This window comes from Lysobacterales bacterium (assembly GCA_019634735.1).
Classification (GTDB): domain Bacteria; phylum Pseudomonadota; class Gammaproteobacteria; order Xanthomonadales; family UBA2363; genus Pseudofulvimonas.
The window spans coordinates 1-24,808 of record JAHCAT010000004.1; the positions used below are offsets into that span (position 1 = coordinate 1).

Annotated in this window: 18 protein-coding genes and 1 pseudogene; 7 read left to right on the forward strand and 12 right to left on the reverse strand. The window is 68.8% G+C overall.

Features of this window, described 5'->3' with window-relative positions; all coding sequences use genetic code 11:
• Both groEL and KF823_05210 read left to right on the forward strand, forming a co-directional pair.
• Positions 1–808: chaperonin GroEL (gene groEL, locus KF823_05205; GenBank protein ID MBX3725296.1), on the forward strand; the 808-nt coding region annotated here is incomplete at its 5' end.
• Positions 809–1,034: 226 nt separating this feature from the next.
• Positions 1,035–2,567 (forward strand): transposase, encoded by a 1,533-nt coding sequence (locus tag KF823_05210; protein MBX3725297.1) that lies wholly within the window; start codon positions 1,035–1,037, stop codon positions 2,565–2,567.
• Between the two features lie 236 nt (positions 2,568–2,803).
• Here KF823_05210 and KF823_05215 read toward each other — a convergent pair whose 3' ends face one another.
• From KF823_05215 to KF823_05245, 7 genes are all read right to left on the reverse strand, one after another.
• Positions 2,804–4,585 carry a heavy metal translocating P-type ATPase gene (locus KF823_05215; GenBank protein ID MBX3725298.1) on the reverse strand — a complete coding sequence of 594 codons (1,782 nt, stop codon included), beginning with the start codon at positions 4,583–4,585 and terminating at the stop codon, positions 2,804–2,806.
• Between the two features lie 93 nt (positions 4,586–4,678).
• Complete coding sequence (locus KF823_05220; protein ID MBX3725299.1) at positions 4,679–5,263, reverse strand: cation transporter; 585 nt, start codon at positions 5,261–5,263, stop codon at positions 4,679–4,681.
• Positions 5,260–8,496 carry a CusA/CzcA family heavy metal efflux RND transporter gene (locus KF823_05225; GenBank protein ID MBX3725300.1) on the reverse strand — a complete coding sequence of 1,079 codons (3,237 nt, stop codon included), beginning with the start codon at positions 8,494–8,496 and terminating at the stop codon, positions 5,260–5,262. Before KF823_05225 ends, KF823_05220 begins: the two co-directional genes overlap by 4 nt.
• A 9-nt stretch (positions 8,497–8,505) precedes the next feature.
• Positions 8,506–9,690, reverse strand: a complete 1,185-nt coding sequence (locus tag KF823_05230; GenBank protein ID MBX3725301.1) for an efflux RND transporter periplasmic adaptor subunit — start codon at positions 9,688–9,690, stop codon at positions 8,506–8,508.
• Positions 9,691–9,713: 23 nt separating this feature from the next.
• On the reverse strand, positions 9,714–10,946 hold the full coding sequence (locus KF823_05235; protein ID MBX3725302.1) for a TolC family protein: 1,233 nt from the start codon (positions 10,944–10,946) through the stop codon (positions 9,714–9,716).
• An 82-nt stretch (positions 10,947–11,028) separates the two neighbouring features.
• The gene (locus KF823_05240) at positions 11,029–11,376 is read right to left on the reverse strand and encodes a hypothetical protein (GenBank protein ID MBX3725303.1); all 348 of its coding nucleotides are present in this window, start codon (positions 11,374–11,376) and stop codon (positions 11,029–11,031) included.
• A gap of 89 nt (positions 11,377–11,465) precedes the next feature.
• Positions 11,466–12,113 (reverse strand): cation transporter, encoded by a 648-nt coding sequence (locus KF823_05245; GenBank protein MBX3725304.1) that lies wholly within the window; start codon positions 12,111–12,113, stop codon positions 11,466–11,468.
• 81 nt (positions 12,114–12,194) lie between these two features.
• On the opposite strand from KF823_05245, the gene KF823_05250 reads away from it, so the two are divergent.
• Positions 12,195–12,626 carry a helix-turn-helix domain-containing protein gene (locus KF823_05250; GenBank protein MBX3725305.1) on the forward strand — a complete coding sequence of 144 codons (432 nt, stop codon included), beginning with the start codon at positions 12,195–12,197 and terminating at the stop codon, positions 12,624–12,626.
• Between the two features lie 306 nt (positions 12,627–12,932).
• On the opposite strand, the gene KF823_05255 is transcribed toward KF823_05250, so the two are convergent.
• Both KF823_05255 and KF823_05260 read right to left on the reverse strand, forming a co-directional pair.
• Complete coding sequence (locus KF823_05255; GenBank protein MBX3725306.1) at positions 12,933–13,223, reverse strand: heavy-metal-associated domain-containing protein; 291 nt, start codon at positions 13,221–13,223, stop codon at positions 12,933–12,935.
• An 8-nt stretch (positions 13,224–13,231) separates the two neighbouring features.
• Positions 13,232–13,588 carry a mercury transporter MerT gene (locus KF823_05260; GenBank protein ID MBX3725307.1) on the reverse strand — a complete coding sequence of 119 codons (357 nt, stop codon included), beginning with the start codon at positions 13,586–13,588 and terminating at the stop codon, positions 13,232–13,234.
• A 43-nt stretch (positions 13,589–13,631) separates the two neighbouring features.
• Between KF823_05260 and KF823_05265 the strand changes: the two genes are divergently transcribed.
• The 3 genes and pseudogenes from KF823_05265 (at position 13,632) to KF823_05275 (ending at position 17,970) form a co-directional block, all read left to right on the forward strand.
• The gene (locus KF823_05265) at positions 13,632–14,096 is read left to right on the forward strand and encodes a MerR family transcriptional regulator (GenBank protein MBX3725308.1); all 465 of its coding nucleotides are present in this window, start codon (positions 13,632–13,634) and stop codon (positions 14,094–14,096) included.
• Positions 14,048–15,349: pseudogene (gene groL, locus KF823_05270) on the forward strand (chaperonin GroEL). The gene KF823_05265 and the pseudogene groL overlap by 49 nt, the downstream one beginning before the upstream one ends.
• 311 nt (positions 15,350–15,660) lie before the next feature.
• Positions 15,661–17,970, forward strand: coding sequence for a delta-60 repeat domain-containing protein (locus KF823_05275; GenBank protein ID MBX3725309.1), 2,310 nt, complete (start codon positions 15,661–15,663; stop codon positions 17,968–17,970).
• A 228-nt stretch (positions 17,971–18,198) separates the two neighbouring features.
• On the opposite strand, the gene KF823_05280 is transcribed toward KF823_05275, so the two are convergent.
• Positions 18,199–19,734 carry an FG-GAP repeat protein gene (locus KF823_05280; GenBank protein ID MBX3725310.1) on the reverse strand — a complete coding sequence of 512 codons (1,536 nt, stop codon included), beginning with the start codon at positions 19,732–19,734 and terminating at the stop codon, positions 18,199–18,201.
• A 697-nt stretch (positions 19,735–20,431) separates the two neighbouring features.
• Between KF823_05280 and KF823_05285 the strand changes: the two genes are divergently transcribed.
• Complete coding sequence (locus tag KF823_05285; GenBank protein MBX3725311.1) at positions 20,432–21,352, forward strand: trypsin-like serine protease; 921 nt, start codon at positions 20,432–20,434, stop codon at positions 21,350–21,352.
• A gap of 405 nt (positions 21,353–21,757) precedes the next feature.
• On the opposite strand, the gene KF823_05290 is transcribed toward KF823_05285, so the two are convergent.
• A complete protein-coding gene (locus KF823_05290) occupies positions 21,758–24,118 on the reverse strand; it encodes a serine/threonine protein kinase (GenBank protein MBX3725312.1) in 2,361 nt (786 codons plus the stop codon).
• A gap of 6 nt (positions 24,119–24,124) precedes the next feature.
• Positions 24,125–24,676 carry a sigma-70 family RNA polymerase sigma factor gene (locus KF823_05295; GenBank protein ID MBX3725313.1) on the reverse strand — a complete coding sequence of 184 codons (552 nt, stop codon included), beginning with the start codon at positions 24,674–24,676 and terminating at the stop codon, positions 24,125–24,127.
• Positions 24,677–24,808 lie beyond the last annotated feature (132 nt).

Genomic DNA, 24,808 nt, shown 5'->3' on the forward strand with positions numbered 1-24,808 from the left:
GGGCTTCGGTGACCGCCGCAAGGCCATCCTGGAAGACATCGCCGTGCTGACCAATGGCACCGTGGTGTCCGAGGAAGTCGGCCTGCAGCTCGAAAAGGCCACGATCGCCGATCTGGGCCGCGCCAAGCGCATCGTCGTCACCAAGGAAAACAGCACCATCATCGACGGCGCCGGCGATGCCGAGCGCATCCAGGCCCGCATCAAGCAGATCAAGGCGCAGATCGAGGAAACCTCCTCCGACTACGACCGCGAGAAGCTCCAGGAGCGCGTGGCCAAGCTGGCCGGCGGCGTGGCCGTGATCAAGGTCGGTGCGGCGACGGAAGTGGAGATGAAGGAAAAGAAGGCGCGCGTCGAAGACGCCCTGCACGCGACCCGTGCGGCGGTGGAAGAAGGTGTTGTGCCGGGCGGCGGCGTTGCGCTGATCCGCGCCAAGGCTGCGGTTGAGCAGCTCAAGGGCGCCAACGAAGACCAGAACCACGGCATCCAGATCGCCCTGCGCGCGATGGAAGCGCCGCTGCGCGAAATCGTGGCCAACGCTGGCGAAGAGCCTTCGGTCATCGTCAACCAGGTCAAGGCCGGCACCGGCAACTTCGGCTACAACGCCGCCAACGGCCAGTTCGGCGACATGGTGGCCTTCGGCATCCTGGATCCGACCAAGGTCACCCGCACCGCGCTGCAGAATGCGGCCTCCATCGCCGGCCTGATGATCACCACCGAAGCCATGGTGGCCGAGGCTCCGAAGAAGGAAGAGCCCGCGGCTGCCGGTCACGGCGGTGGCATGGGCGGCATGGGTGGCATGGATTTCTGATCCGGTTGGCCCGGTCGTCAGGGAACCGGACCGCGCCAGCGCGGTCCGATCCCGGCAACGACCCGACATCAAGGCCCCAAGGACGGGGCCGGAGCCCGGCAGCGATGCCGGGCTTTTTGTTGTGCCCGCGCCGCGGCAATGTCTGACGCGAAGATCAGAACGCACCGATACGAACGTGCGAACACAGGCGCAACACTGAGCAGCCGTCCCCGCACCGGAGCGCTGCGTGCCGCGCCTCGCCACATCCCGGCGGCAAGCCGCGGGATGCGCGCCACTGCCGTCCGCCCACACCGGTTCGCGGTACGCGCGCCACGCGCCCGAGCGCACGCTGCTGTACGCGTTGGTAGAGGCGCACTACCCGGACTTCATTGCACGGATCGAAGCGGAGGGCCGCTCGCTGCCCGGGTATGTCCGCGAGGCGTTCGATGCCTACCTGCGTTGCGGCGTGCTCCAGCACGGCTTCCTGCGGGTGGTGTGCGAGCACTGCCGTGCAGAGAGGCTGGTGGCCTTCTCCTGCAAGAAGCGCGGGTTCTGCCCGAGTTGCGGCGCGCGACGCATGGCTGAGAGTGCGCGGCACCTGGTCGAGGAGGTGTTCGGCCCGCGGCCTGTGCGGCAATGGGTGCTGAGCTTTCCGTACCCCTTGCGTTTCCTGTTCGCCAGCAAGCCAGAAGCCATTGGCCCGGTGCTGGGCATCGTGCAGCGCGTGATCGCCGGCTGGTTGGCCGATCAAGCCGGCATCGACCGCGCCAGCGCCCAGTGCGGCGCGGTGACGCTGATCCAGCGTTTCGGCAGCGCGCTGAACCTGAACATCCACTTCCACATGCTGTGGCTCGACGGCGTGTACGTGGAAGCCACCGAGCTGCCGCGGCGCGAACTGCGCCTGCACCGCGCCCGTGCGCCCACCACCGCGCAGTTGACCCAGCTGGCAGCTACCATCGCGCACCGGGTGTGTCGGCACCTGACGCGCAAAGGCTGGCTCGAAGGGGAGGGCGAATCGGCCTTCCTGGCAGACAGCGCTGCAGGCGACGACAGCATGGATGGGCTGCGGATGAGTTCGATCACCTACCGCATCGCCACCGGCCGCGACGCTGGCTGCAAGGTCGTCACGCTGCAAACGCTGCCCGGTGACGCCGGTTCGCTGGAGGGCGAAGCCGGCAAGGTCGGCGGCTTCTCACTGCATGCCGGCGTGGCGGCCGAAGCACACGAAAGCCACAAGCTGGAAAAGCTGTGCCGCTACATCACGCGCCCGGCGATCAGCGAGAAGCGGCTGTCGATAGCGCTCCAGGGCAGGGTGCGTTACCAGCTCAAGACCCCGTGGCGCAATGGCACCACGCATGTGGAATGGGATCCGGTGGATTTCATCGCCAAGCTGGCGGCGCTGGTCCCGCCACCGCGCGCCCACCTGACCCGCTTCCACGGGGTGTTTGCCCCGAACGCCGCCCTGCGCGCACAGTTGACGCCATCGGGGCGCGGCAGGCGGCATGACGCCGCTGTGGAGCCGGCGGACGCAAGCGCGAACGACGCGCCGCGCAGCCCCGAGGAGAAGCGCCGTTCGATGAGCTGGGCGCAACGCCTCAAGCGGGTCTTTTCCATCGACGTCACCGCCTGCGTCCACTGCGGTGGCACCGTGCGGATCGTCGCCAGCATCGAGGAACCTGCCGCCATCCGCGCCATCCTTGGCCACTTCGTGAAGCAGGGCGCGCGGGAAGAAGCGCACTACAGGCCCGCAGCGCGCGCACCGCCAGTGCAAGCCGCGTGACGATCTGCCGGCTGCACAGCCGACGGCGAAACCGGAATCCGAGCCGATGCGGCCACGATCCGCAGGGCGGCGCTCGGCCCGCTGTCGGGAATCAGCGAAGCATGGCTGCTGACAACGCCGCTGCGTGGCCCCGCGATGCCGAAATCCCACTCACAGACGTCCGATCCGTGCCCAAAACGGGGCTTGCGCGACCGCCGCCTACCCAGCAGACTGCCCGAAAAGGGCGTTTGAACTTCCTATACGCCGAACATCCCGGCCTTGCCGATCCACACCGTCTCGTCGCCGAGCGTGGCGGTGACGCCGCGGCCGATCAGGTTCTCCAGGTCGTTGGCGGCGGGGATCTCGCGCCCACCCAGCCGCTCGCGGCCATCCCGGGCGATGGCCGAGGCCAGCGGATGATCACTGAGCGACTCGACCGCGACCGCAACAGTGAGCAGTTCCTCTTCGGTCACCCCATCGACGGCGATGACGTCGGTGATGCGTGGACGGCCCTCGGTCAGGGTGCCGGTTTTGTCGAAGGCCATCGCGTTGAGCGCGCCTAGTTCCTCCAGCGGCGCGCCGCCCTTGATCAGCACGCCGCCACGGGCCGCACGGGCGATGCCCGACAGGACCGCGCTGGGCGTGGCGATGGCCAGCGCGCAGGGACTTGCGGCCACCAGCACTGCCATGGCGCGGTAGAAGCTGTCGCGGAAGGGCTCGTCGATCACCACCCAGGCGAACAGCAGCAGGACAGCCAGCGCCAGCACTGCGGGCACAAAGATGCGTTCAAAACGGTCGGTGAAGCGCTGGGTCGGCGACTTGCGCGTCTCGGCTTCGCTGACCAGCTGGACCACGCGCGCCAGGGCCGAATCTCTGGACTTGCGCGTGACCTCGACCTCGATGGCACCGCTGCCGTTGATGGTGCCGGCGAACACGCGCGAGGCGGCATCGACACCATCGGGCCGCATGCGCGCCATCGCGGGATCGTCCACGGGCCGTTTGTCGACCGGGATGCTCTCGCCGGTCACCGGCGCCTGGTTCACGCTGGAGCTGCCGAGCACGAGGAAGCCGTCGGCGGGCAGGCGCTCGTTCGGTTTGACCAGCACCACGTCGCCGACAACCAGCTCCTCGACCGCGATCTCCTGCACCCGGCCGTCGCGCCGCACCGTTGCCGTGTCGGGCGCAAGCTCGGCCAAGGCCTCAATGGCGCGCTTCGCCCGCCCCATCGCATAGTGCTCGAGTGCGTGGCCGAGGCTGAACAGGAACAGCAGCAGCGCGCCCTCGGCCCACGAGCCGAGCGCCGCGGCGCCCGCCGCCGCCACCAGCATCAAGGTGTCGATCTCGAAGCGCTTCAGGCGCAGGTTGTCGATCGCCTCGCGCAGCGTGTAGAAGCCGCCGAAAAAATACGCCGCGACGTAACAGGCCAACGGCACCCAGGCGGGCGCACCGGCGCTGAGCGTGTCCACCAGGAAGCCGGCGAGGAGCAAGGCACCGCAGGCCAGCGAGAAGATCAATTCGGTGTTCGGACCCAGCAGCCCGCCGTGCGCGTGCGCCGCCCCGCCCTTGCCATGCGCATGGTCGTCATCCAGGGGCTTGGCCGGAACGACCCGCATCCCGGCCAGGTCCGCCAGGATGCGATCCTCCGACACCTCGAGGCGGTCGTACTCGACATGGACCATGCCCGCCGCGCTCGCCTCGGCCTCCAGCACGCCTGCAAGCGACTTGAGCCGCTCGGCGACGGTTCGCGCACGGCGCGGGTGGCCGATCCCCTCCACCTCCCACAGCGCATGACCATAGCGCTCGCTGATCGCCGCGCCCGCGCTTTCAACCACCTCGCGGATGCGGGCGAGCGGCACGACGTCCGGGTTGTAATGGACACACAATTCCGCTGGCACGCTGTCCGAGCCCGGGCGGAGATGCACCTGTTCGATGCCGTTGCGACCGTCCAGATCGTCGATCAACCGCCTGACGCAGGCGTCGGCCTCGTCCGGCACCTGCGGCAGCAGGATTTGCAGATCGATGCGCAGTTTCTCGGTCATGGCCGTCATCCCTCGATTCGAAGGCATGCGAGTCACTTGCGCGAGCACCTTGTGCATGAGCCCCTCGGCCGAAAACCCCGGCGCAGCCAGAACCTATCCATCGGATCGCTTGTCCTCGCGCACGCTCTGCAGGATCTCGATGCCGCCCTTGAACGCGACTGCGGCAATCAATGCACCGGCCACCAGGTCCGGCCAGGACGAACCGAGCCAGAGCACGAGCGCTCCGGCCACGATCACGCCGCCATTGGAAACGAAGTCGTTGACGCTGAAGGTCTCCGCCGCCTTCATGTTCACGTCGTCGGAACGGACACGGCGCAGCAATACGAGACACCACAGATTGATCGAAGCGGCGACCAGCGCGAGCCCGATCATGACCGGGCCGACCGGCTCTGCCCCGTACATCCATCGCCGGACGACGTCCGCCAGCACCGCAACGGCGAACATCAACAGCAGGATCCCCGACACGGTCGCCGCTCCTCGCTTCCACGTGGAGTGACGGTCGATGGCGAGGTAGCTCAGCAGGTACACGGCCGCATCCGAACCGTTGTCGAGGGCATTTGCGAGCAGGGCGCTGGAATCGGCCACCCAGCCGGCCACGCCCAGGCCTGCGAACAGCGCGAGGTTCCACAGCAGCACCTGCCGCAGCACATTCTTCTGACGAGCCAGATCCTGCATCATGTCGCTTGCCCCTTCGGTCTGTGTGCCATGGCCTGCGCCGCGAAAGTGGGCAGTACCAGCAAGGTCAGCACGGTAGCTGAAATCAACCCGCCAATGACCACCGTGGCGAGCGGCTTCTGCACTTCCGCACCCGCGCCGGTCGCGATCGCCATCGGGATGAATCCGACGATCGCCACCAGCGCCGTGGTCAGCACCGCGCGCAGGCGGCCTCCCGCACCGTTGGCGGCGGCTTCCCGTGGCGAGTCGCCGGCCGTGAGTCGTTCGCGGATCGCCTGCATCAGCACAAGACCGTTGAGTGTCGCCACGCCGGAAACGGCGATGAAGCCCACCGCCGCCGACACCGAGAACGGCATGCCGCGCACCAGCAGCGACAAGACACCGCCGACCAGCGCCAATGGCACGCAGACGAACACCAGGGCTGCTTCGCGGATCGTTCCGAGCGCCATGTACAGCAGGCTGCCGATCATCAGGAACACGAACGGGATCACCAGCGCCAGGCGTGCTTCGGCACGCTGCAGGTTCTCGAACTGCCCGCCCCAGTCCAGGTAGACGCCGCTGGGCAGGGAAAGATCGGCCACGGCGGCCTGTGCCTCGCCGACGAAGCCGCCCAGATCGCGGCCGCGGACGTTGGCCTGGACCACGATGCGGCGGCTGCCGTCGTTCCGGCTGATCTGGTTGAGACCTTCGCTGACCGCGATGCGCGCCACCGAAGACAGCGGCACCACGGTGCCGTCGGGTGCGACCACAGGCAGGGCAGCAAGCTGCGCCGGATCGTTGCGGGCGTCCTCGTCGAGGCGCACCACCACGTCGAAGCGGCGATCGCCCTCGAAGATCTGGCCGGCCGCGGTGCCGCCGACGCCGGTCGCCAGCGCCTGGCTGACGTCGGCCGCGCTCAGGCCGTACTGCGCCGCGGCAGCATGATCGATCCGCACGGTGAGCGTGGGCAGGCCTGATACCTGCTCCACGCGCACGTCGGCCGCGCCTTCGATCCCGCGCAACTTGACCGCGATCTGCTCGGCGACCGGCTGCAGGACATCGAAGTCGTCGCCGAACACCCTCACGGCCAGGTCGGTGCGCACACCGGAGATCAGTTCGTTGAAACGCATTTCGATCGGCTGGCTGAACTCGAACGCATTGCCGATCTGGTTTTCGATGCTGGACTCGATCCGACCGATCAAGGCCTCCTTGTCCAGGGCGCTGTCCGGCCATTCGGCTTTCGGCTTGAGCATGATCACGCTGTCGGTGACACTGGCCGGCATCGGGTCGATTGCCGCCTCCGCGGTGCCTGTCCGCGAGAAGATCGTCTTGACCTCGGGTGCGCTTGCGATGACCGTCTCCAGGGCCAGTTGCATCGCCAGCGACTGCTCCAGCGAGGTGGAAGGCACCCGCACCGCCTGCATCGCCAGGTTGCCTTCATCCAGCGTCGGCTGTAACTCCCGGCCCAGCGAAAGAAACGTGGCGAAGCCGATGGCGAGCATGGTGACCGCGCCGATCAGGACGGTGCGCGGCCGCATCACCGCGGCGCGTATGACGGGTTCAGCCTTGCCACGCACGTAGCGGATAATCCGCGTTTCATGCTCGCCATGGTGCGCGGCCTCGTGTCCTTGCTCGGGTGTCGCATCGGACTTCATCTTCGGGTCGCGCACGAACAGCGCCGCCATCGCCGGCACGAGGGTGAAGGACAGGATGAAAGCGCCGATCAGCGCGAGCATGAACGTGGCCGCCATCGGCTGGAACGTCTTGCCCTCGACCCCTTCGAGCGTGAGGATCGGTGCGAACACCAGCAGGATGATCAACTGGCCGAACGCCGCCGGCCGCACCATCTTCCGTGCTGCCTGGATCGCCACGCCCAGCCGCTCGCCCGCCGAGAGCCTGCGCCCCAGCTCCGCCTGCTTCTGGCCGAGCATCAGCAAGGTGGCCTCGATCACGATCACCGCCCCGTCGACCAGGATGCCGAAGTCGAGCGCGCCCAGGCTCATCAGGTTGCCGCTGATCCCGAAGCGGTTCATGCCGATCACCGCGAACAGGAACGAGAGCGGGATCACCAATGCGGTGATCGCCGCCGCGCGCATGTTGCCCAGCAGCAGGAACAGCACCACGATCACGAGCAATGCGCCTTCGGTCAGGTTTCTGGCGACCGTCTTGATAGTGGAATTGACCAGCACGCTGCGGTCGAGCACCGGTTCGGCCACGATGCCGGCAGGCAGGGAGCGGTTGACCTCCGCCAGTCGCTCTGCCGCCGCCTGCGCCACGGTGCGGCTGTTGCCACCGGCGATCATCAGCGCCGTGCCGAGCACAGCTTCATGGCCGTCCCGGCTCGCGGCGCCCAGCCTCGGCGCCTGCCCAATGCCGACACTCGCCACGTCCCCGACCCGGATCACCACGCCGTCACGATTGGCGACCGGAGTCTGCGCGACGTCGTCGACGGTCTGCGCCAGGGCATCGGCACGCACGACCAGCCCTTCACCGGCACGCTGGACATAGCCAGCGCCGGCTTGGACGTTGGAACGTTCCAGCGCTTCCACCAGGTCGCCCAGGCCGAGGCCATTGGCGGCCAGCTGCGCGGTGTTCGGGCGGACGGCGTACTCCTTGACGTAGCCGCCGATCGTATCGACCCCGGCCAGGCCCGGCGTCGAACGCATCTGCGGTGCGATGATCCAGTCCTGCACCGTGCGCAGGTAGGTGGCGCGCTCTTGCGCCGTCGCCAGCCGCTCGCCCTCCGGGGTCAGGTAAACCTCATCGGCCTGCCAGCCGGGGTTATTCGGTTTGCCGACGGTCTTCGGGTCGAACGGTACATAGTCCACGGTCCACATCAGCACCTCGCCGAGGCCCGTGGTCACCGGCGACATCATCGGCGTCACGCCCTCGGGCAGGTCCTCCTGTACCTCGCGCATGCGCTCGGCCACCTGCTGGCGCGCGAAGTAGACATCGGTCTGGTCGGTGAAGATCGCCGTGATCTGCGAGAACCCATTACGAGAGAGCGAGCGCGTGCTGGTCAGTCCCGGGATGCCCGCAAGCGCGGTTTCGATCGGATAGGTGACCTGGCGCTCGATCTGGCCCGGGGGAAGCGCGGGCGCGATGGTGTTGATCTGCACCTGCCGGTTGGTGATGTCGGGCACTGCGTCCATCGGCAGCTTGCCAAGCTGGAACAGGCCGTAGACGGCTACGAGCGCCGCGGCGAAGACCACGGCCCACCGGTAGCGGACCGCTGTTTCGATGATGATCTTGAACATGTCGGGTCCTTAGTCGTCGTCCCCGGCCTCGCCCTTGGCGAGTTCGGCCTTCAGCAGGAACGCGTTGCTGCCAGCGACGCGCTCATCGCCGGCAAGCCCGTTGAGGATCTCGATGCGTCCGCCCGCGCGTCGGCCGGCCAGCACCGGGGTCGCGCGGAAGCCGTCGTCGCCGGCCACGAACACGACCGATCGGCCCTCCACCGTCTGCACGGCGTCGGCAGGCACAGTCAGGGCCTCGCCGTTTGCCGCGGCCACGACGATGCCGGAGACGGGCGAGCCCGCCGGCGGCAGCGGGCCGGACTCGGCGCGCGCGCGGATGATGGCCATGCCCCCTTGTTCACGCACATCGGCGGCCACCCCGATCACGAGTGCACTGAAGCTTCCATTCGTGCCAGTGACTTCGACGCGCGCACCGGGCGCGATCTGCGCGGCGAGCGCGGGCGGAGCGGAAAAGACGAGTTCGGTCTGAGAGGGATCCGCCACATTGGCCACGACGTCGCCCGCGGCGACGAAGCCGCCGGGCGTCACCTGGACCGCGCCGACGACGCCGGACACCGGGCTGGTGATGGTCACGCGTCCGCCCGCGTTCGGCGAGCCGGCCGCAGCGACCTCCGCTGCTGCGGCCCGGGACGCCGCATCGGCCGCCAGCGAGCGGGCGCGGGACGCCTCGAGTTCCTGCCGGGCGACGACGCCCTGGGTCACCAGCGCCTGGTCACGTTGATAGACCAGCCGCGCCGCTTCCGCCTCGGCGCGCGCGGCATCCGCGTTCGCCCGCATCGTCGCCGCTTCGCCGCTGACGATCACCGCGAGCGGCTGGCCGGCGCTGACCGAAGTTCCGGGCGCGACGATGACGCGCTCGACGCGGCCGCCGACCGAGGCGGCGACTGCGGCGCGTGCGCCGATCGCCGACTCGACGCGACCGCTCAGGCGCGTCTCACTTCCGCCGCCCCGGCCCACGGCAACGACCTGGATGCCCGACGCTTCGATCTGCGGCTGCGTCAGGACGACCAGGCCTTCCTCGCCCTCGGCCTCGCCAACGGCCTCTTCCTCGCCGTGGTCGTCATGCTCGCCCTTCTCGTCATGGCCATCATCGTCGGCGCGACTCGCCGGGGTGGGGCCGGCGTCCTGCCCGCCGGTGAGCTTGGCAAGGCCATAGCCTCCGATGACGGCGATCAGCAGCGCCGCGGTGAACATCACCAGTCGCCTGGAATCGGTTTTCATCGGGATTCTCCAAACGGGGCGCGGCCTTCCAGGCGCGCCAGATCGATTTCGGCAAGGACGCGCGCGATCCGCGCATCCACGGCGGCGTTGCGCGAAGCGATCAGCGCCGAGCGTGTGCTGCGAAGTTCAAGTTGCGAGATGCGGCCAGCCTCGAAGCCGATGCGGGACAGGCGGTAAGCCTCCTCGGCGGCTGCGACGCCACTGTCGGCGGCACGCGCGCGGGCATTGGAGGCGGCAAGCGCGGCCGTGGCGGCGAATCGTTCCGCCTGCACCGCCTGCTTCTGTGCGATCAGCCGGGCTTCGGCGGCCCGCTGCTCGGCGTAGGCGGCGCGGATACCGCCCCGGTTGCGATCGAACAGCGGGACGGTCAGTTCGATGCCGAGCGTGAACGCCTCATCGTCGGTTTCCCGGTACCGGCGCATGCCCACGACGGCTGTGACATCCGGGCGTGCGCGGCGCTGTTCGACCGTGACCAGCCGGCTGGCGGTGTCGAGCTCGGCCTCGGCGACCTGCACCGCCAGCGGGTCGTCATCCCCGGCTCCAGGCTGGCCCGGCGCACGGTCGAGCAGGCTCGCGCCGATGGCCTGGACCGGCCGGTCGAGCATGGCGATCGCCGACAACCGTGCGAACGCGCCGTCGCGAAGCGCGCGGGCTTCATCCACCGTGGCCCTCGCGGATTCGACCTCGCTCCGGGCCTGGATGCCCCGCAGGGTGGCTTCGCGCCCTTGCTCGACCATCGCGGCGACTCCGCGCGCATCCTGCTCGGTCAGCGAAAGGGCCTCGGCCGCGAGATCATGGCGCCGTGCCGCGGCTTCGGCCTCAGCGTAAGCCAGCGCCAACTGGGCCGCGACCTGCCAGCGAGCCTGTTCGCGGCGCAGGCCTGCCGTGTTGGCGTCAGAGCGTGCCGCCTGGATCCGGGCGCTGCGCTGGCCGAACAGTTCCAGGGGTTGGTTGATCGTCAGGGTCGTTTCGGCGTTGCCGACGCCGTTGTACGGGCCGGTGCCGTAAACGTTCTCCCGGTCGTACGCGATCGAGGGGTTGGGCAAGGCCCGCGCCTGCTCGGCGCGCGCGAGCGCCGCGTCGTAACGGGCAACGGCCTCGAGCGACGACGGCAGTGCGTCGAGTCGAGCGATCAGATCTTCATAGGGCGGGGCAATGTCGACGACGGGTTCGATCGCCACTGATGGCAACGCGAATGCCAAGGCAGCCACCGCGAACCCGACCGCCATGAGCGGCCGGACAAGGTGCGTGAACATGGGAACTCCAGAAGCAAAAGTTGACGTGGGAGCCCGTCATGACGGGCACGGCACGTCAGCTCTGCGGAGGTCTCATGGGTCTTTCGGACAGTCCGAACGCGCGACCGGGATCCTGCAGTGCAGGCTGCTCGACATGCACACCGAGGTACAACACGCCCGCGCTGAAAAAGAGATTGGCTGCCGCATGCTGGCAATGGTTATGGGCACACGCGCCATGCGAGCCGTCCGGAACATCGCCCTTGCCGGCTTCGTCTTGCAGCGATGATCCCGTGTGATCGTTTGTTGCGTGTTGCGCGTCGGATTCAAACGAGCACAAGAATGCATCGGCGACAGGCACGATCACCATCACTGCGACCAGCAGTGCAGCAACGGTGCTTCTCAGTCTGGCAAGGGCGCGATGCATCTGTCGAATAGTATCAATCACGCGTATCCGGATACAACAGCAACGCCGGCCAAAGACCTCAGCGGACGGCAGACTTGGGATTCCAAGGTCTAGCGAGACTCGCAGGAGCTACGCACCATGGCGGTGCCCCGAAGTTCCTGCCACGTACCGCGCATCACTCGGCTGGCGGATCGCAGGAACAGCAGCAGCAGGGCGGAGGCAATGACCAGGTCCGGCCAGCCCGCTCCGAACACCCACACCGCAAAGGCCGCCAACAAGACCGCGAAGCCCTCATAGATGTCGTTCCGCGAGCACTCCCAGGCGGAGGACAGATTGATGTCGCCGTTTCGATGCGGAGTCAGCAGCCAGAGGCAGAATGCGTTGGCGGCCAGGTTCAACACCCCCGCCAGCCCCATCGCCTCGAATACAGGCACGCCGGGATTCTTGAGCCGCCATGCGATCTGGACCGCGACCGCAACTGCTGCGCCCAGGATCAGCAGCCCTTTGAGGAAGGCGACTTTGGCCTTGGTCTGCAGGGACGAGCCGACGACGGCCAGGCTCACGGCGTATGTGAGTGCATCACCAAGGTTGTCGAGCCCACCCGAAAGCAGTGAGGAAGAACGGCTGAACCAGGCCGCGCCCATCATCATGACGAAGGTGGCGAGATTGATGGCCAGCACGACTTTCAAGGTGCGCCGCTGCGAATCCTCCATCGCCGCCACATCCACGACCTTTCCACAACTGCTGCAATCTGACATCACCAACTCCGGTCGCCAACTGGCACTGGGAACCGACACAGGGTAAAGTCCGTAGCCGCTACAGAGTCAAGCGGGATGCGCATGAAAATCAGTGAAGCCGCCGCCGCCAGCGGCTGCCACCTGGAAACCATCCGCTACTACGAGCGGGTGGGGCTCATCCCATCGCCGAAGCGGACCGGGAGCGGATATCGCGCCTACACGCCGGCAGACGTGGAGCGGTTGCGGTTCGTCAGCCGCGGGCGCGAGCTGGGTTTCAGCCTGGAGGAGATCCGCAGCCTGCTGCGCCTGAACGACGATCCGCAGCTGTCGTGCGGCGACGTCGATGCGCTGGCGCGCGTGCACTTGACCGACATCCACCAACGGCTTGAGGCACTGAAGCGCATGGCTGGCGAGTTGGAGCGGGTGATCGTCCAGTGCGCCGGTGGCGAGCGCGGCGCGTGCGCCATCCTGGGGGCCTTGCGGTGTACGGGCGACGACTCCGCGTCGTGTGCGAAGCCGGAGGGCCGCCAGTGACCTTGGTGCCCTATCTGGCGAGCAGGCCCAGCGGGGCTGATCGAAGCCTTGGCGTGTGACGGTGGCGTCGAGTCATCCGGCAACCGCCGCGTGTACCCGGGTCAGCCGCAACATGGCTTGTGCTGCTGGATCGGCGGACAGGGCACCGTTCCGAACGAGCAGAACACGCAGCAATCGCCCTGATTTGGCCGCAATACCACTCCACAGCCGGTGCACTCGTAGAAGAACTGGCACGCTGTGACCGGCATGGTCTCGGTCGCCCGGTGGCCGCATTCCGGGCAGGTCAGCACGCTTTCGAGCTCAACGTCACTCACCGCCGCCGGTCCGTGCCTTGGCCGGGAAACCTGCCTCGGTGACTGCTCGCGCGATCGCGGACGTATCCGTCTGGCTGGAATCGAACGTCACCGTGACGGTTTCAGCCCGGGTGTCCACCTTGGTGTCGGTCACGCCCGGCACCTTCTCCAGAGCCTTCCTGATGGTGATACCGCAGGCAGGACAGGTCATGTTTTCCGCATCGAGCACGACCGTCTCAGGCGCCGCCGCCAAGGCGACACCAACCGAAAGAAGGGCCACGAGGGCCAGTATCCACGTGCGCATTGCGCCTCCTACAGAATCCAGACGATGTAATAGGGAAACAGCAGCAACAGGGCGATGATGGCCGTCGCGAACCAGAGCCAACGCCGCCTGCGTCGCAGGGTGCCGGGTTCGATGCATTGGCCGTCCGCTCCGCACTCGGCCGCCGGGCGATACAGCATCCAGAACGCCACTGCCAAGCACAGCACGGCGGCCGCGCTGAACAAGGGCCTCAAGGGATCCAGCGCCGTGAGGGTGCTGATCCAGGCGCCGCTGATTCCCAGCAGCACGAGGACCAACGGCACCACACAGCAAACTGAAGCTCCGAGGGTGGCAAGGCTTGCGCCAACGAGGACGGTGACCGGGGATTTCGGCGACGTACGCGACATGATGGCTATACTAACTTCCGTACCATGGTACGGAGTCAAGATAATGAGTACCCCGACGCTGACCATCGGGCGGCTCGCAGCCGCCGCGAACGTGAACGTGGAAACCGTGCGCTATTACCAGCGCCGCGGCCTGCTTCCTGAACCCGAACGCCCTTCAGGCAGTGTCCGCCGCTACGGGGCTGATCACCTCGGGCGACTTCAGTTCATTCGCCGTGCCCAGGCCATGGGCTTCAGCCTTGAAGAGGTTCAGGCTCTCCAGCAGGTTGTGGGAGCGTCTTCCTGTGAGCAGACCCGGCTGCTCACCGAGCGCAAGCTGGCCGATGTCCGCAGACGGATTTTCGATCTCCGGAGGCTGGAAGTCGACCTGGAGAAGCAACTGGATCAGTGTGTCCAGACACCCGCCGGAACGCCCTGCCCCACGCTTGATGTGTTGAAGGGACGTAATGATCTGGAAGGCACCTCAAGCGCGGCATCGACAAGGCCGTGGTCGCCGCCGTCGACGAGCTGAAGAAGATCAGCAAGCCGACCGCCGACGACAAGGCGATCGCCCAGGTCGGCACCATCTCGGCCAACTCCGACGAGTCGATCGGCACCATCATCGCCGACGCCATGAAGAAGGTCGGCAAGGAAGGCGTGATCACCGTCGAGGAAGGCTCGGGCCTGGACAACGAGCTGGACGTCGTCGAGGGCATGCAGTTCGACCGCGGCTACCTGTCGCCGTACTTCATCAACAACCAGCAGAACATGTCGGTCGAGCTGGAGAGCCCGTACATCCTCCTGCACGACAAGAAGATCGCCAACGTCCGCGACCTGCTGCCGGTGCTCGAGGGCGTCGCCAAGGCCGGCAAGCCGCTGCTGATCGTCGCCGAGGAAGTCGAGGGCGAGGCGCTTGCCACCCTGGTGGTCAACACCATCCGCGGCATCGTCAAGGTGTGCGCCGTCAAGGCGCCGGGCTTCGGCGACCGCCGCAAGGCGATGCTGGAGGACATGGCGATCCTGACCGGCGGCCAGGTGATCTCCGAGGAAGTCGGCCTGCAGCTCGAGAAGGCCTCGCTGAAGGACCTCGGCCAGGCCAAGAAGATCGTGGTCACCAAGGAGAACACCACGATCATCGACGGCGCCGGCGACAGCGGCAACATCGAGTCGCGCATCAAGCAGATCAAGGCGCAGATCGAGGAGACCTCCTCCGACTACGACCGCGAGAAGCTGCAGGAGCGCGTCGCCAAGCTGGCCGGCGGCGTCGCCGTGATCAAGGTCGGTGCCTCGACCGAGATCGAGATGAAGGAGAAGAAGGCGCGCGTCGAGGACGCCCTGCACGCGACCCGTGCGGCGGTCGAGGAAGGCGTGGTGCCGGGCGGTGGCGTCGCGCTGATCCGCGCCAAGGCGGCGATCGAGGGCCTGAAGGGCATCAACGAGGACCAGAACCACGGCATCGCCATCGCCCTGCGCGCCATGGAGGCCCCGCTGCGCGAGATCGTCACCAACTCCGGCGACGAGCCGAGCGTGGTGGTGAACAAGGTCCGCGACGGCCAGGGCAACTACGGCTACAACGCCGCCAACGGCGAGTACGGCGACATGGTGGCCCTGGGCATCCTGGACCCGACCAAGGTGACCCGCACGGCGCTGCAGAACGCCGCGTCGATCGCCGGCCTGATGATCACCACCGAGGCGATGGTCGGCGAGCTGCCGAAGAAGGACGCCCCGGCCGGTGGCCACGACCACGGCGGCGGCATGGGCGGCATGGGCGGCATGGATTTCTGATCCAGGCCCGACCTCCGGTCCCGCTTCCCTGCCGGGGCGCGGGCCGGTGCCCAGGTTCGACACGGAAGGCCCCGCAGCGATGCGGGGCCTTTTCGTTTCCGGTCCGGCGACGTCGGAAGGACCCGGCGGGCCGGTTTTCACAGATGCGACTTCGGATGCCGCTGTCCGGACCCGGCCGTGCCCGGCTGTCGGATCGGCGAGAGGCCGACCGCTCGCGCTCCGGAAACCTTGGCGATGTCCGGGTTTATGCAACAGTTGGCCGTTTCCCCCTTCGCCTGCTAACGTGACGCATCGTCCAAGGGGCAACGCGCATGGATCGCCACGCGAACCCGTCCGCCGTGCAGCGCGATCGACGAATCCCGTGGCTGATGGCAACAGCGTTGATCGGCCTGGCGATGGCGGGCCGGATGCCGACGGCGGCCGCGCAGGAGCCGCTGCCGGTGCTGCGCGCGCAGCCCGACCTGTTGCTTCTTCGCGAGGGGCGGGTCGCCATCCTGGAGCGTCTGGACGACGGCAGCCTGCTGGCGGCCGGCGACATCGACTGGGCCAATGGCCGGGCCGTCGGCCGCGGCGTCGTACGCCTGCAGGCCGACGGCACGCCCTACCCGGGCTGGCAGGTGGCGCCGATCGGCACGCAGAATTCCGGGCTCTGGCTCAACTACGCCACCGCAACCAACTGCGGCGACTGGATCTACGTCGCCGGCACGCTGGCCTCACCCTCGGGCGGTGACGACGTCAACCTGCGGCGCATCGACCGCGACACCGGCGTGCCGGACCCGACCTGGACGTCGGCGGTCACGGGCAACATCAGCGCATTGGCCTGCGACGGCAACGGGCGCCTGCTGGTCGCGGGGGAGTATCTGTCGGTAGCCGGCACGATCTACTACGGGCTGGTGCGGCTGCACGCCGACTCCGGCGCGCACGATCCGTTCTGGACCGTGCAGGCGTCCGGGCGCATCCAGCGCCTGCTGGTCGCAGCCGACGGCACCCTGTATGTCGTGGGCTGCCATGGCATCGGCACACCTGCTCTGTCGTTCCTGCGCAAGGGTCTTGCCCGTGTCCTGCCCAGCGGCGCCGTCGATCCGGACTGGGATCCGGCGCAGGCGTTCCTGGACAACGGCCGGGTGTCTGCGATCGCCCTGGGCGAAGACGGCTGGCTCTACGTCGCCGGTCAGCTGGCGACCGCATCGCCGCCGCGCCACGGGTTGTTGCGGGTGTCGACCAGCGGCAGCGGCGCCATCGATCCGACCTGGCATCCGAACCCGGACTGGCCAACGGGTTTCAATGGCGAGCGCGTGGATGCGCTGCATGTCGACGGGCCATGGCTGTTCGTCGGCGGAAACTTCGGCCAGTTCGGCGGCCTGGCACGTGCGTCGATGGCGCGGGTGTCGACGATCGGCCACGGCGACGTCGACCCGGCCTGGGACTCGCCGCTGCGCCCGGCTGCGCCCTGGGGCAACGCGCTGGTGGCCATCGTGCCGGGGCCTGACGACTCGCTGTGGGCGGCCGGCCGGCTTCGCAGCACCGGGGCGACGCCGAGCGCCGGCCTGGTTCGCGTCGCGCGCGCGGACGGCACGCGCATCGGCAGCCACCTGATCGCGCTCGCGGGCAACGTGCTCCACGTCGCCGCGCATCCGGCCGGCGGTGTCGTCGTCGCCGGGGACTATTTCCATGCCAACGGCATGGAACGCGAGGGCATGCTGCGCCTGGACGCAAGCGGCGGCATCGATCCCGGGTTCGCCCCGGCCGTGACCGGCCAGGTGAAGGCCTTGGCCGTCGACGCTGCCGGTCGCGTGCATGTCGGCGGCGATCTGCACCATCCCGATCTGCCGCAACCGCTGCACCTGCTGCGCCTGCAGGCGGACAGCGACCAGCCCGACCCGACCTGGCTGCCAGCGGTGGACGGCACCGTCGATGCCCTGGCCTTCGGCCCCGATGGCCGCCTCCACGTCGGCGGGAACTTCGACCAGGTGGCCGGCCAGGCGCAGGCGCGGCTGGCGCGTTTCGATGCCACCGGCGCGTTCGATGCCGATTGGCGGCCGGTAGTCGCCGATGCCACGGTGGTGGCGATCGCCCTGGCGGACGGCTGGGTCTACACCGGGGCCGGCCATGGCCGCCTGAGGCGGTTCGCGGGCGCGGCGCCGGGTCTCGCGGATCCGACCTGGACCACAATCGTGGGCGATTGGTTGCGGCCGAGCCTGTTCGTACGTTCCGGCGGTCCGCTGGTGGTCGCTCACGGGCGCACGGTGTTCATGCAACTGAGGGGAAGCATCAGCCTGGTCTCACAGGCGCCGGGCACGCCGGCGCAGACGCTGTGGCAGCGAACGGTGCCGTGGACCCTGCCGGTCGTGAGCGGGGCAGCGACCGGACCGATGTTCGGTGCCATGCTCGCCGAGGGGCAAAGCATCGGCTACGAGGTTTTCCGCTTCGACGAGTCCGGCACGCTGGACACCGCCTGGCGCCCGCAGCTGGATCGCAGGGCGGTGATGATGCGGCCCTTGACGGACGGCACGACGCTATGGCTGGCCGGACAGTTCAGCCACGTCGACGGCGAACGCCGCTTCGGCCTGGCCGCCTTCGACCTGCGCGGCGACGCGCTGTTCGAACACGGCTTCGACTGATGACGGGCGACTGACGTCGATGGCGTCCCAGGTCGTGATTTGACCGCCGGCGGAATCGTGAGCCTTCGCCAGCGTTGGGCTGCTGGGATCACCTGGCCACGGCGGGAAGGCTGACGGCGGGATTCTTGCCGAGGCCCGCGAGGGTTTCCAGCGTCATGCAGCGGCGCTGGATCGACCGAGGCACATCATGACCAGGACCGCGGATCAACGATCTCCTGCGTTGCCCGATCAGGGGTTCTGGAAGCCGTCGGCGAACAGCTGGTCGATCTCGTAGACCCAGACCTGGCCGCGCCGGGCGCCCGGTGCCGGCAGGCTGCTGCCGACGCCGGGGTAGCCGACCGCCAGGCGCCGGGCGCCGACGCTGAAGTCGATACCGGTGCCGAACCGGCCTTCGGCGAGGGTGGTCACGGCCAGCGGCGCCGGGCGGACCACGCCCCGGTAGCTGTTGGCGTTGTAGTTGTTGCCGGTCGGGCGGCGCAGTTCGACCAGGCCGACATTGGTCGCGGTGGAACTGGACTGGGCGCGGGGGCCGTTGGTGTTCGGCGCGGCGACCGCGATATGGAAGTCGAAGCCGAAGGCGACCGCCGCGCCGAACTGCATGTCCGCCTCGGGGCCGGCCACCACACCGCCCGGCACGTTGGTCGGGAATCCGGTTTCGGCGAAGTTCCAGTTGCTTCCCGAACGTGCGTACCGGTACACGCGGCCGCAGCGCTGGCTGCCGGAAGGGCAGAAGTCGTTCGGTGCGCCGACCAGCAGGCTGGAGCGGACCAGGTCGACCGACAGTCCGAAAAGGGCGAACGAGGCCTGGGCCGGCGCGGTGAGGAAGGCGCTCTGGGTCCAGACCGGCGTGTCGCCGCTGGTGCTGCGCTCGAAGACGTGCACGCCGCCGGCCGAAATGAACGGGGTCGGGCTGCGCAGCGGCGCGCCGGCGGCGAGCAGGGGCGGCATGCCCAGCGACTGGTTCAGGGCCACACTGTCGCCGAAGCGAGCGTTGGCCATCGCGTTCGGCGGGCTGAGCGTCACTTCCAGGGAGGGGCTGCCCGTGGAGGGGTTGACCCGATAGACGCGCACGCGACCCCCCTGGTTGCTGGTGGCGACGGTGGGGCAGCCGACGGCCAGATAGTCCTCGCTGAGCGCCAGCGCGCTGCCGCAGCGGCCGTTGCTGGTGCCATTGATGGTGATGTTCACCGAGAACCAGTCGTTGGCCGGGATGTAGCGCGCCATGCGCACCCTGCCGGTCACCTGGCTGCCATCGGCATTTTCCGCTTCGGGGCAGCCGATCACGAGCTGCGGCATGCGCAGGGCCACGGCATGGCCGCAGCGGGCGCCGTTCGGGCTGAACGCGGTCTCCAGGAGCTGGTGCAGGGTCCAGCCGCCAGCGCCGCGCCGGAACATGAACACCGCGCCGTGCGCGGCAACGCCGTGATTGAAATCGTTCCAGAGCGCCCCCGGCGCGCCGACCGCGAGCCAGTCGCCATCGATGGCGACGCTGTGTCCGAAGCGCGCCCCCTCGCTGGTCTGGCCATGGCCGTCCGATGGGTAGTCCAGGACCGCGGTACGGACCAGGCCATGCTCGCTGCCGAAGGTGCCCCGCCCGAATCCGGAGGGGCCGGCGGCCCGCTCGCGATCGACCTCGGCCGCGATCTGGCGTTCGATCGCGGCCCAGGCCAGGTCATCGATGCCGATGTCGTCCGGCAGTGTTGCCGCGGCCAGCGAGGGTGCGAACAGACACGACAGCAGGGCGGGGAGCAGGGACGGTTTCATTGCAGCGTGCTCGGCTGGGGACTTGCCCATCGAAACGCCGCGCAGCACGCGACCGAACATCGGCCTTGAACAACACGACGCCGCGCGATCCGCGCCATGCATCCTGCACACGGTCGAACGGCGCACCCCCGAAGTGGGTGCATGCCCAGTATCTGGTCGAGATCTCCTGGCCAGCAGCGTGATGACCTGCACGAGCACGGCCGTGATCGGCGACGGCCGTGCAATCCGCGCGCACACACTCGAGTGCCACCCGTTTCCAGGCGGGACGACTGCCGGAAAACGCCCGATGCAGGGCCGGGCTGCCAGATCGCTGGTGTGGCGATCGAAGTTTTCGCCCGTCGCCGACAAGCAGCCTGGCCCGCGCGCGCCGCGGCCTGTGGCCCTGCGGCCACTCCGCAGGCTCGACAGCGCTCTTCAAGTGAACTAGCAAACTACAAGTCTGATTGACAAACCTATACACGTGTGCTATCCGGCAACTGGGACGGAGTGCCGTGAGGGCGGCCAGGCAGTTGCGGGCATGAGCCCTGAGGGACGGACCGGGGACGCCTTCACGCACGAACGGCTCGAAGCCGCGCATTCCGCGTCGGCGAAGGAGATCCTCATGTCGGTTTCGGCTCAGCGATCCTGTGGGCAGTTGGTGTCCTGCTCCCCTCCAGCGAATTCTTCTCCAGGCCTGATCGGGCGAAGAGTGCTTGGCGTGGCTTTCGTCTGGTCGCTGTGCGCGACCGGATGGACAGCGCTTTGGGCATCTCCGCTGGACAATGTCATTCGCAACGACGCCGCGGACCAGGAGGCCGTGGAGGCCTACTGGACCGAAGAGCGTCTGAACAACGCCACGCCTCTTCCTGTTCCGGAAGTCTCCGAGGAGGAGTTCCAACGCCTTCTGCAGCAGGAGGTGGCGCCAAGCGGACCGGTAACCATCCAATCGATGGAGGGCGGCGAGTCGACTGCGAGTACCCCCGGCGTGCCGGAACGGGCCAACGTGGGCGAGCGCCCGTTCTGGAACGGGGGCAGGCTGTTCTTCACCATGCCCGATGGCAAGGACTACTCCTGCACGGGCGCCTTCGCGGGGCAGAACAACATCGTCCTGACCGCCGCCCATTGCGTTCGCGACGGACAGACCGGGGCGTGGTACAGGAACTTCAACTTCCGCCGCGCCTACAGCAACGGCGGCGGTCAGTCCGTGGGCTGGAACTGCGCGAGCGCCTACTACATGTGGTACACGCCCCCGAACAACTACCGGTACGACTATGCGTTCATCCGAACCACGTCCGCTTCGGGCGCCGGCTGGCTCGGATGGAAGACGCAGATCCCCTACACGTCATGGACGGCGATCGGCTATCCGCAGAACTACGGCAGCAACCAGTACATGTACAAGGTCGTTGGCGACAAGGGACCGATCTCGGGCAACATCGTCCAGATGAACAACAACCCGTTCAACTTCGGCGCCAGCGGGGGCGCGTGGATCGCGGAGCTGACGACACCGCATGTGGGCGGCAACTTCGCAGTGGGGGTCAATTCCTTCATCAGAAGCTCCGACCCCGGCAAGATGTGGGGACCGTTGTTCGATGCGGATTTCGCCGCGCTGTACACGAAGGCGGTGAACTGCACCAACTAGCAGCTCGTTGAAGAACGACCACCCGGGTCGTTCTTCAAGTCGCCTGTCCGGCGCAGGCCCGCACGCGCTCCCGTCGAATCAACTGCCTACGCGGTTGATTCGACGAGCGGCCATCCATGGCCGCAGCCAGCTGGCCTGGTTTCATCATGGGGCCGCAACTGCGGCCTCATGACCGTACCTGGGCTGGGGCAAGCCACGTCGTCGGTGGCGCCGTCACGGAGCCAGGGCGGGGAGGTGTTGGTGCCCCCGTCCATGCGGCCGGATCCCGCCACCGTGGTCGGGCGCCGGCCGGCGCAGGCAGGTCTTCGCGAAGCTCGGGATGCCGCATCGCGGCAAGTGCAGCAGGCCAGTCACGGACAAGGACGCAACCCGGCCCGTTGCTGGCGCCGGGCGCGCGTTGCCCGTTCAGCAATCCTCTCCGTCGGCTACGGACGCGCAGACCACCAGGGTCCTGGTGTCCGCCAGCAGCCTGGCCGCCCGCTCGCTGCCCTCGGGCAGGGCGGCCAGGGCGGCTTCGGCCTGGTCGAGACGGGCACGCGCCTCGTCGGCCTGGTTGCCGCGTGCCAGGGCCTGGGCCAGCACGGCCAGGGCCATGACCTGTTCCTCGGCCGGCCTGGCGAACAGGCGCTCGGCCATGGCGACCGCTTCTTCGGCGTGCGCCAGTGCGTCCCCGGGCCGATCCACGGTCAGTGCCTGCCGGGTCAGGTTGACCAGGCCGAACACCACCACCGGATGGTCGCCGCGATAGACCTGGCGGCGCATCGCCACCGAGCGCTCCAGCAGGTCCAGGGCGCCGGCCTGGTCGCCGCGGTCGCGCGCCAGCAGGGCGCGGTTGTTGAGCAGGATGGCGATGTCGCGGCTGCCATCCGGGAATTCGCCGGCCAGCAGCGACGCGGCGCGCGCATACAGGTGGTCGGCCTCGTCGAGCCGGTCCAGGCCGTGCAGCGCCTGGGCCAGGTTGGCGACCATGTTGGCGTGCTCGTGCACGGTGACCTCGACGCCTTGGCGTTCGACCAAGGCCAGGGCCTGCTCGAGGTGCTCGCGCGCCTCCTCGTAGGCCGAGCGGTTCAGCAGCAGCACGGCCAGGTCGTTGCGGGTCACGGCATCGAGGCTGCTGCGCCGCCGGCCGGTATCGCGCAGGCGCGCCAGCACCTGATCGAAGGTGGCCTCCGCCTCGCCGCTGCGGCCCTCGTACTCGTGCAGCCAGGCCAGCGCGTGCAGCAGTTGCAGGGTCCGCGGATGGTCCTCGCCGAGCGCGGCCCGTGCCTGGGCGTGACCGGTTGCCAGTTGCTGCCGGGCCGCCTCCAGGCGGTGGCGGCTGACCATGCTGTAGCCGATCGCGTGGCGGATGCCGGCGGCCAGTGCCGGGCGGTCGTCGAAACGCGCACCGACCTGGGCTGCGGCCTCATCCAGGGCCTGCGCGAGCGTCGTCTCCTCGCTGGTGTTGCCGGGATCGGCGCGGGCCAGAATGTCGAGCAGGAACTGGTTGATGCCCTCGGCGTCGGCGGCGGCGCGCGCGGCCTGGCGGGCCTGGTGCAGGGCCAGCGCGGTCGCGCCCAGCACCGCGGCCAGGGCCAGGGCGGCGGTGGCGCTGGCCAGACGGTGCCGGCGCAGGAAGCGCGACAGGCGATAGCCGCGGCTGTCGGGATGGGCGCTGACCGGGCGGCCATCCAGCCAGCGACGCAGGTCGTCGGCCAGTTCCCGCGCCGAGCCGTAGCGGCGTTCGGCCTCGCGGTGCAGGGCCTTGCCGGCGATCCGTTCCAGGTCGTTGTCGAAGCGGCTGCGCGCGTTGCCGCGATCCGCCGCAGGCACGGCGCGGGCCAGGCCCTGGGCAAGGCTGGGCGCGGTCTGCTCGCCGACCCGCCGTTCCGCCTGGGCTGGACTCAGGCCCGCGAGGTCGTGCGGCAGCACCCCGGTGGCCAGCTCGTACAGGATCACGCCCAGCGCGTAGACATCGGCGCGGGTGGTGATCGCTTCCCCCCGGAGCTGTTCGGGGCTGGCATAGCCGGGCGTCATCGCCTGCACGGCGGTGGCCTCGGGACGGGCGTCCGGGCGCGCCGGGTCGAGCAGCTTGGCGACGCCAAAGTCGAGCAGGCGCGGCTGGCCGTCGCCGTCGACCAGGATGTTGGCGGGCTTGAGGTCGCGGTGCACCACCAGGTGCCGGTGCGCGGCCTCGACCGCCTCGCAGACCCGGCACAGCAGGCGCACGCGCGCGCGCAGGTCCAGGCCCTGGGTCTCGCACCAGCGCGTCAGCGACAGGCCGTCGACGAACTCCATGACCAGGTAGGGCACGCCGTCGGCGGTGCTGCCGGCATCCAGGATGCGGGCGATGTTGGGATGCTGGAGCTGGGCGAGGATGTCGCGCTCGGCGGCGAAGCGCGCCACCAGGGCCGCGCGCAGCGCGTCGCGTCCGGCCAGGTAGGCCGGCTGCACCAGCTTCACCGCGACGTCCTGGCGATAGGCGCCGTCGGCGCGCCGGGCGCGGTAGACCACGCCCATGCCGCCGGCCTCCAGCAGGGCGGTGAGCTGCCACGGGCCCAGGCGCTCGCCGACCGCCGGCAATTGCGGCAGGGACGATGCCCCGGGGCTTGCCGGCGACTCCAGGAAATTCCCGGCCTGATCGTCGCGTGCCAGCAGGTGTCCCAGGCGCTTCCGCACGCCGACGCTGACCGGCAGGGCCGCCAGCCAGGCGTCGCGTGCGTCGGCCGGCAGGGCCTGGCCCTCGGCGAGCAGGTCCAGGACCTGGCGTTCGGTCTCGGCGTCCATCCGGCCTCAGTCCGCCAGCGCGTCGTACAGCCAGGTCCGCGCCGCCTGCCAGTGCCGCTTCACGGTGGCCGGCGACATCGCCATGGCGGCGGCGGTCTCCTCGATGGTGAGTCCGGCGAAATAGCGCAGCTCGACGATCCGGCCCTTGTCGGCGTCCAGTGCCTCCAGGCGCACCAGGGCATCGTCCAGGGCCTCCAGGTCCAGGGCCGGCAGTTCGCCGGCGATGTCGAGCTGGGTCAGCGACAGCCGCTCGCCGCCGTCGCGCTTGGCGGCGTTGCGACGGCGCGCGTGGTCGACCAGGATCTCGCGCATCAGCCGCGCCGCCACCCGCACGAAGTGGCCGTGGCCCTGCCAGTCGATGCGGGCGACGCCGCCCAGGCGCAGGAACACCTCGTTGACCAGCGCCGTGGGCTGCAGGGTATGACCGCTGCGCTCGCCGGCGAGCTGGCGCACCGCGGCGGCGCGCAGCTCCGGATAGACGGCCTCGATCAGCCGGTCGCGCGCGCCCTCGTCGCCGGCGCGCCAGGCCTCGAGCAAGCGGGTCGCCTGGTCGTGCATGGCGCCAGTCTAGCCGCGCCCTTTCGGGAATCCTCAGCTGCTGGCGCGCCGCCGCGGCCGACGCCGCCGTGCAGAGGCGATGGCTGCCCCGCGAGCGGACGCCCTGGGCACCTTTGGCCGGCCGGCTCTACC

What these genes read in the sequence shown, in the direction of transcription:
- KF823_05215 (MBX3725298.1), bottom strand. Translation starts at nt 4,585, where the DNA reads ATGACCGAGAAACTGCGCATCGATCTGCAAATCCTGCTGCCGCAGGTG.
- KF823_05220 (MBX3725299.1), bottom strand. Translation starts at nt 5,263, where the DNA reads ATGATGCAGGATCTGGCTCGTCAGAAGAATGTGCTGCGGCAGGTGCTG.
- KF823_05225 (MBX3725300.1), bottom strand. Translation starts at nt 8,496, where the DNA reads ATGTTCAAGATCATCATCGAAACAGCGGTCCGCTACCGGTGGGCCGTG.
- KF823_05230 (MBX3725301.1), bottom strand. Translation starts at nt 9,690, where the DNA reads ATGTTCACCGCGGCGCTGCTGATCGCCGTCATCGGAGGCTATGGCCTT.
- KF823_05235 (MBX3725302.1), bottom strand. Translation starts at nt 10,946, where the DNA reads ATGGCGGTCGGGTTCGCGGTGGCTGCCTTGGCATTCGCGTTGCCATCA.
- KF823_05240 (MBX3725303.1), bottom strand. Translation starts at nt 11,376, where the DNA reads ATGCATCGCGCCCTTGCCAGACTGAGAAGCACCGTTGCTGCACTGCTG.
- KF823_05245 (MBX3725304.1), bottom strand. Translation starts at nt 12,113, where the DNA reads ATGTCAGATTGCAGCAGTTGTGGAAAGGTCGTGGATGTGGCGGCGATG.
- KF823_05250 (MBX3725305.1), top strand. Translation starts at nt 12,195, where the DNA reads ATGAAAATCAGTGAAGCCGCCGCCGCCAGCGGCTGCCACCTGGAAACC.
- KF823_05255 (MBX3725306.1), bottom strand. Translation starts at nt 13,223, where the DNA reads ATGCGCACGTGGATACTGGCCCTCGTGGCCCTTCTTTCGGTTGGTGTC.
- KF823_05260 (MBX3725307.1), bottom strand. Translation starts at nt 13,588, where the DNA reads ATGTCGCGTACGTCGCCGAAATCCCCGGTCACCGTCCTCGTTGGCGCA.
- KF823_05265 (MBX3725308.1), top strand. Translation starts at nt 13,632, where the DNA reads ATGAGTACCCCGACGCTGACCATCGGGCGGCTCGCAGCCGCCGCGAAC.
- KF823_05275 (MBX3725309.1), top strand. Translation starts at nt 15,661, where the DNA reads ATGGATCGCCACGCGAACCCGTCCGCCGTGCAGCGCGATCGACGAATC.
- KF823_05280 (MBX3725310.1), bottom strand. Translation starts at nt 19,734, where the DNA reads ATGAAACCGTCCCTGCTCCCCGCCCTGCTGTCGTGTCTGTTCGCACCC.
- KF823_05290 (MBX3725312.1), bottom strand. Translation starts at nt 24,118, where the DNA reads ATGGACGCCGAGACCGAACGCCAGGTCCTGGACCTGCTCGCCGAGGGC.
- KF823_05295 (MBX3725313.1), bottom strand. Translation starts at nt 24,676, where the DNA reads ATGCACGACCAGGCGACCCGCTTGCTCGAGGCCTGGCGCGCCGGCGAC.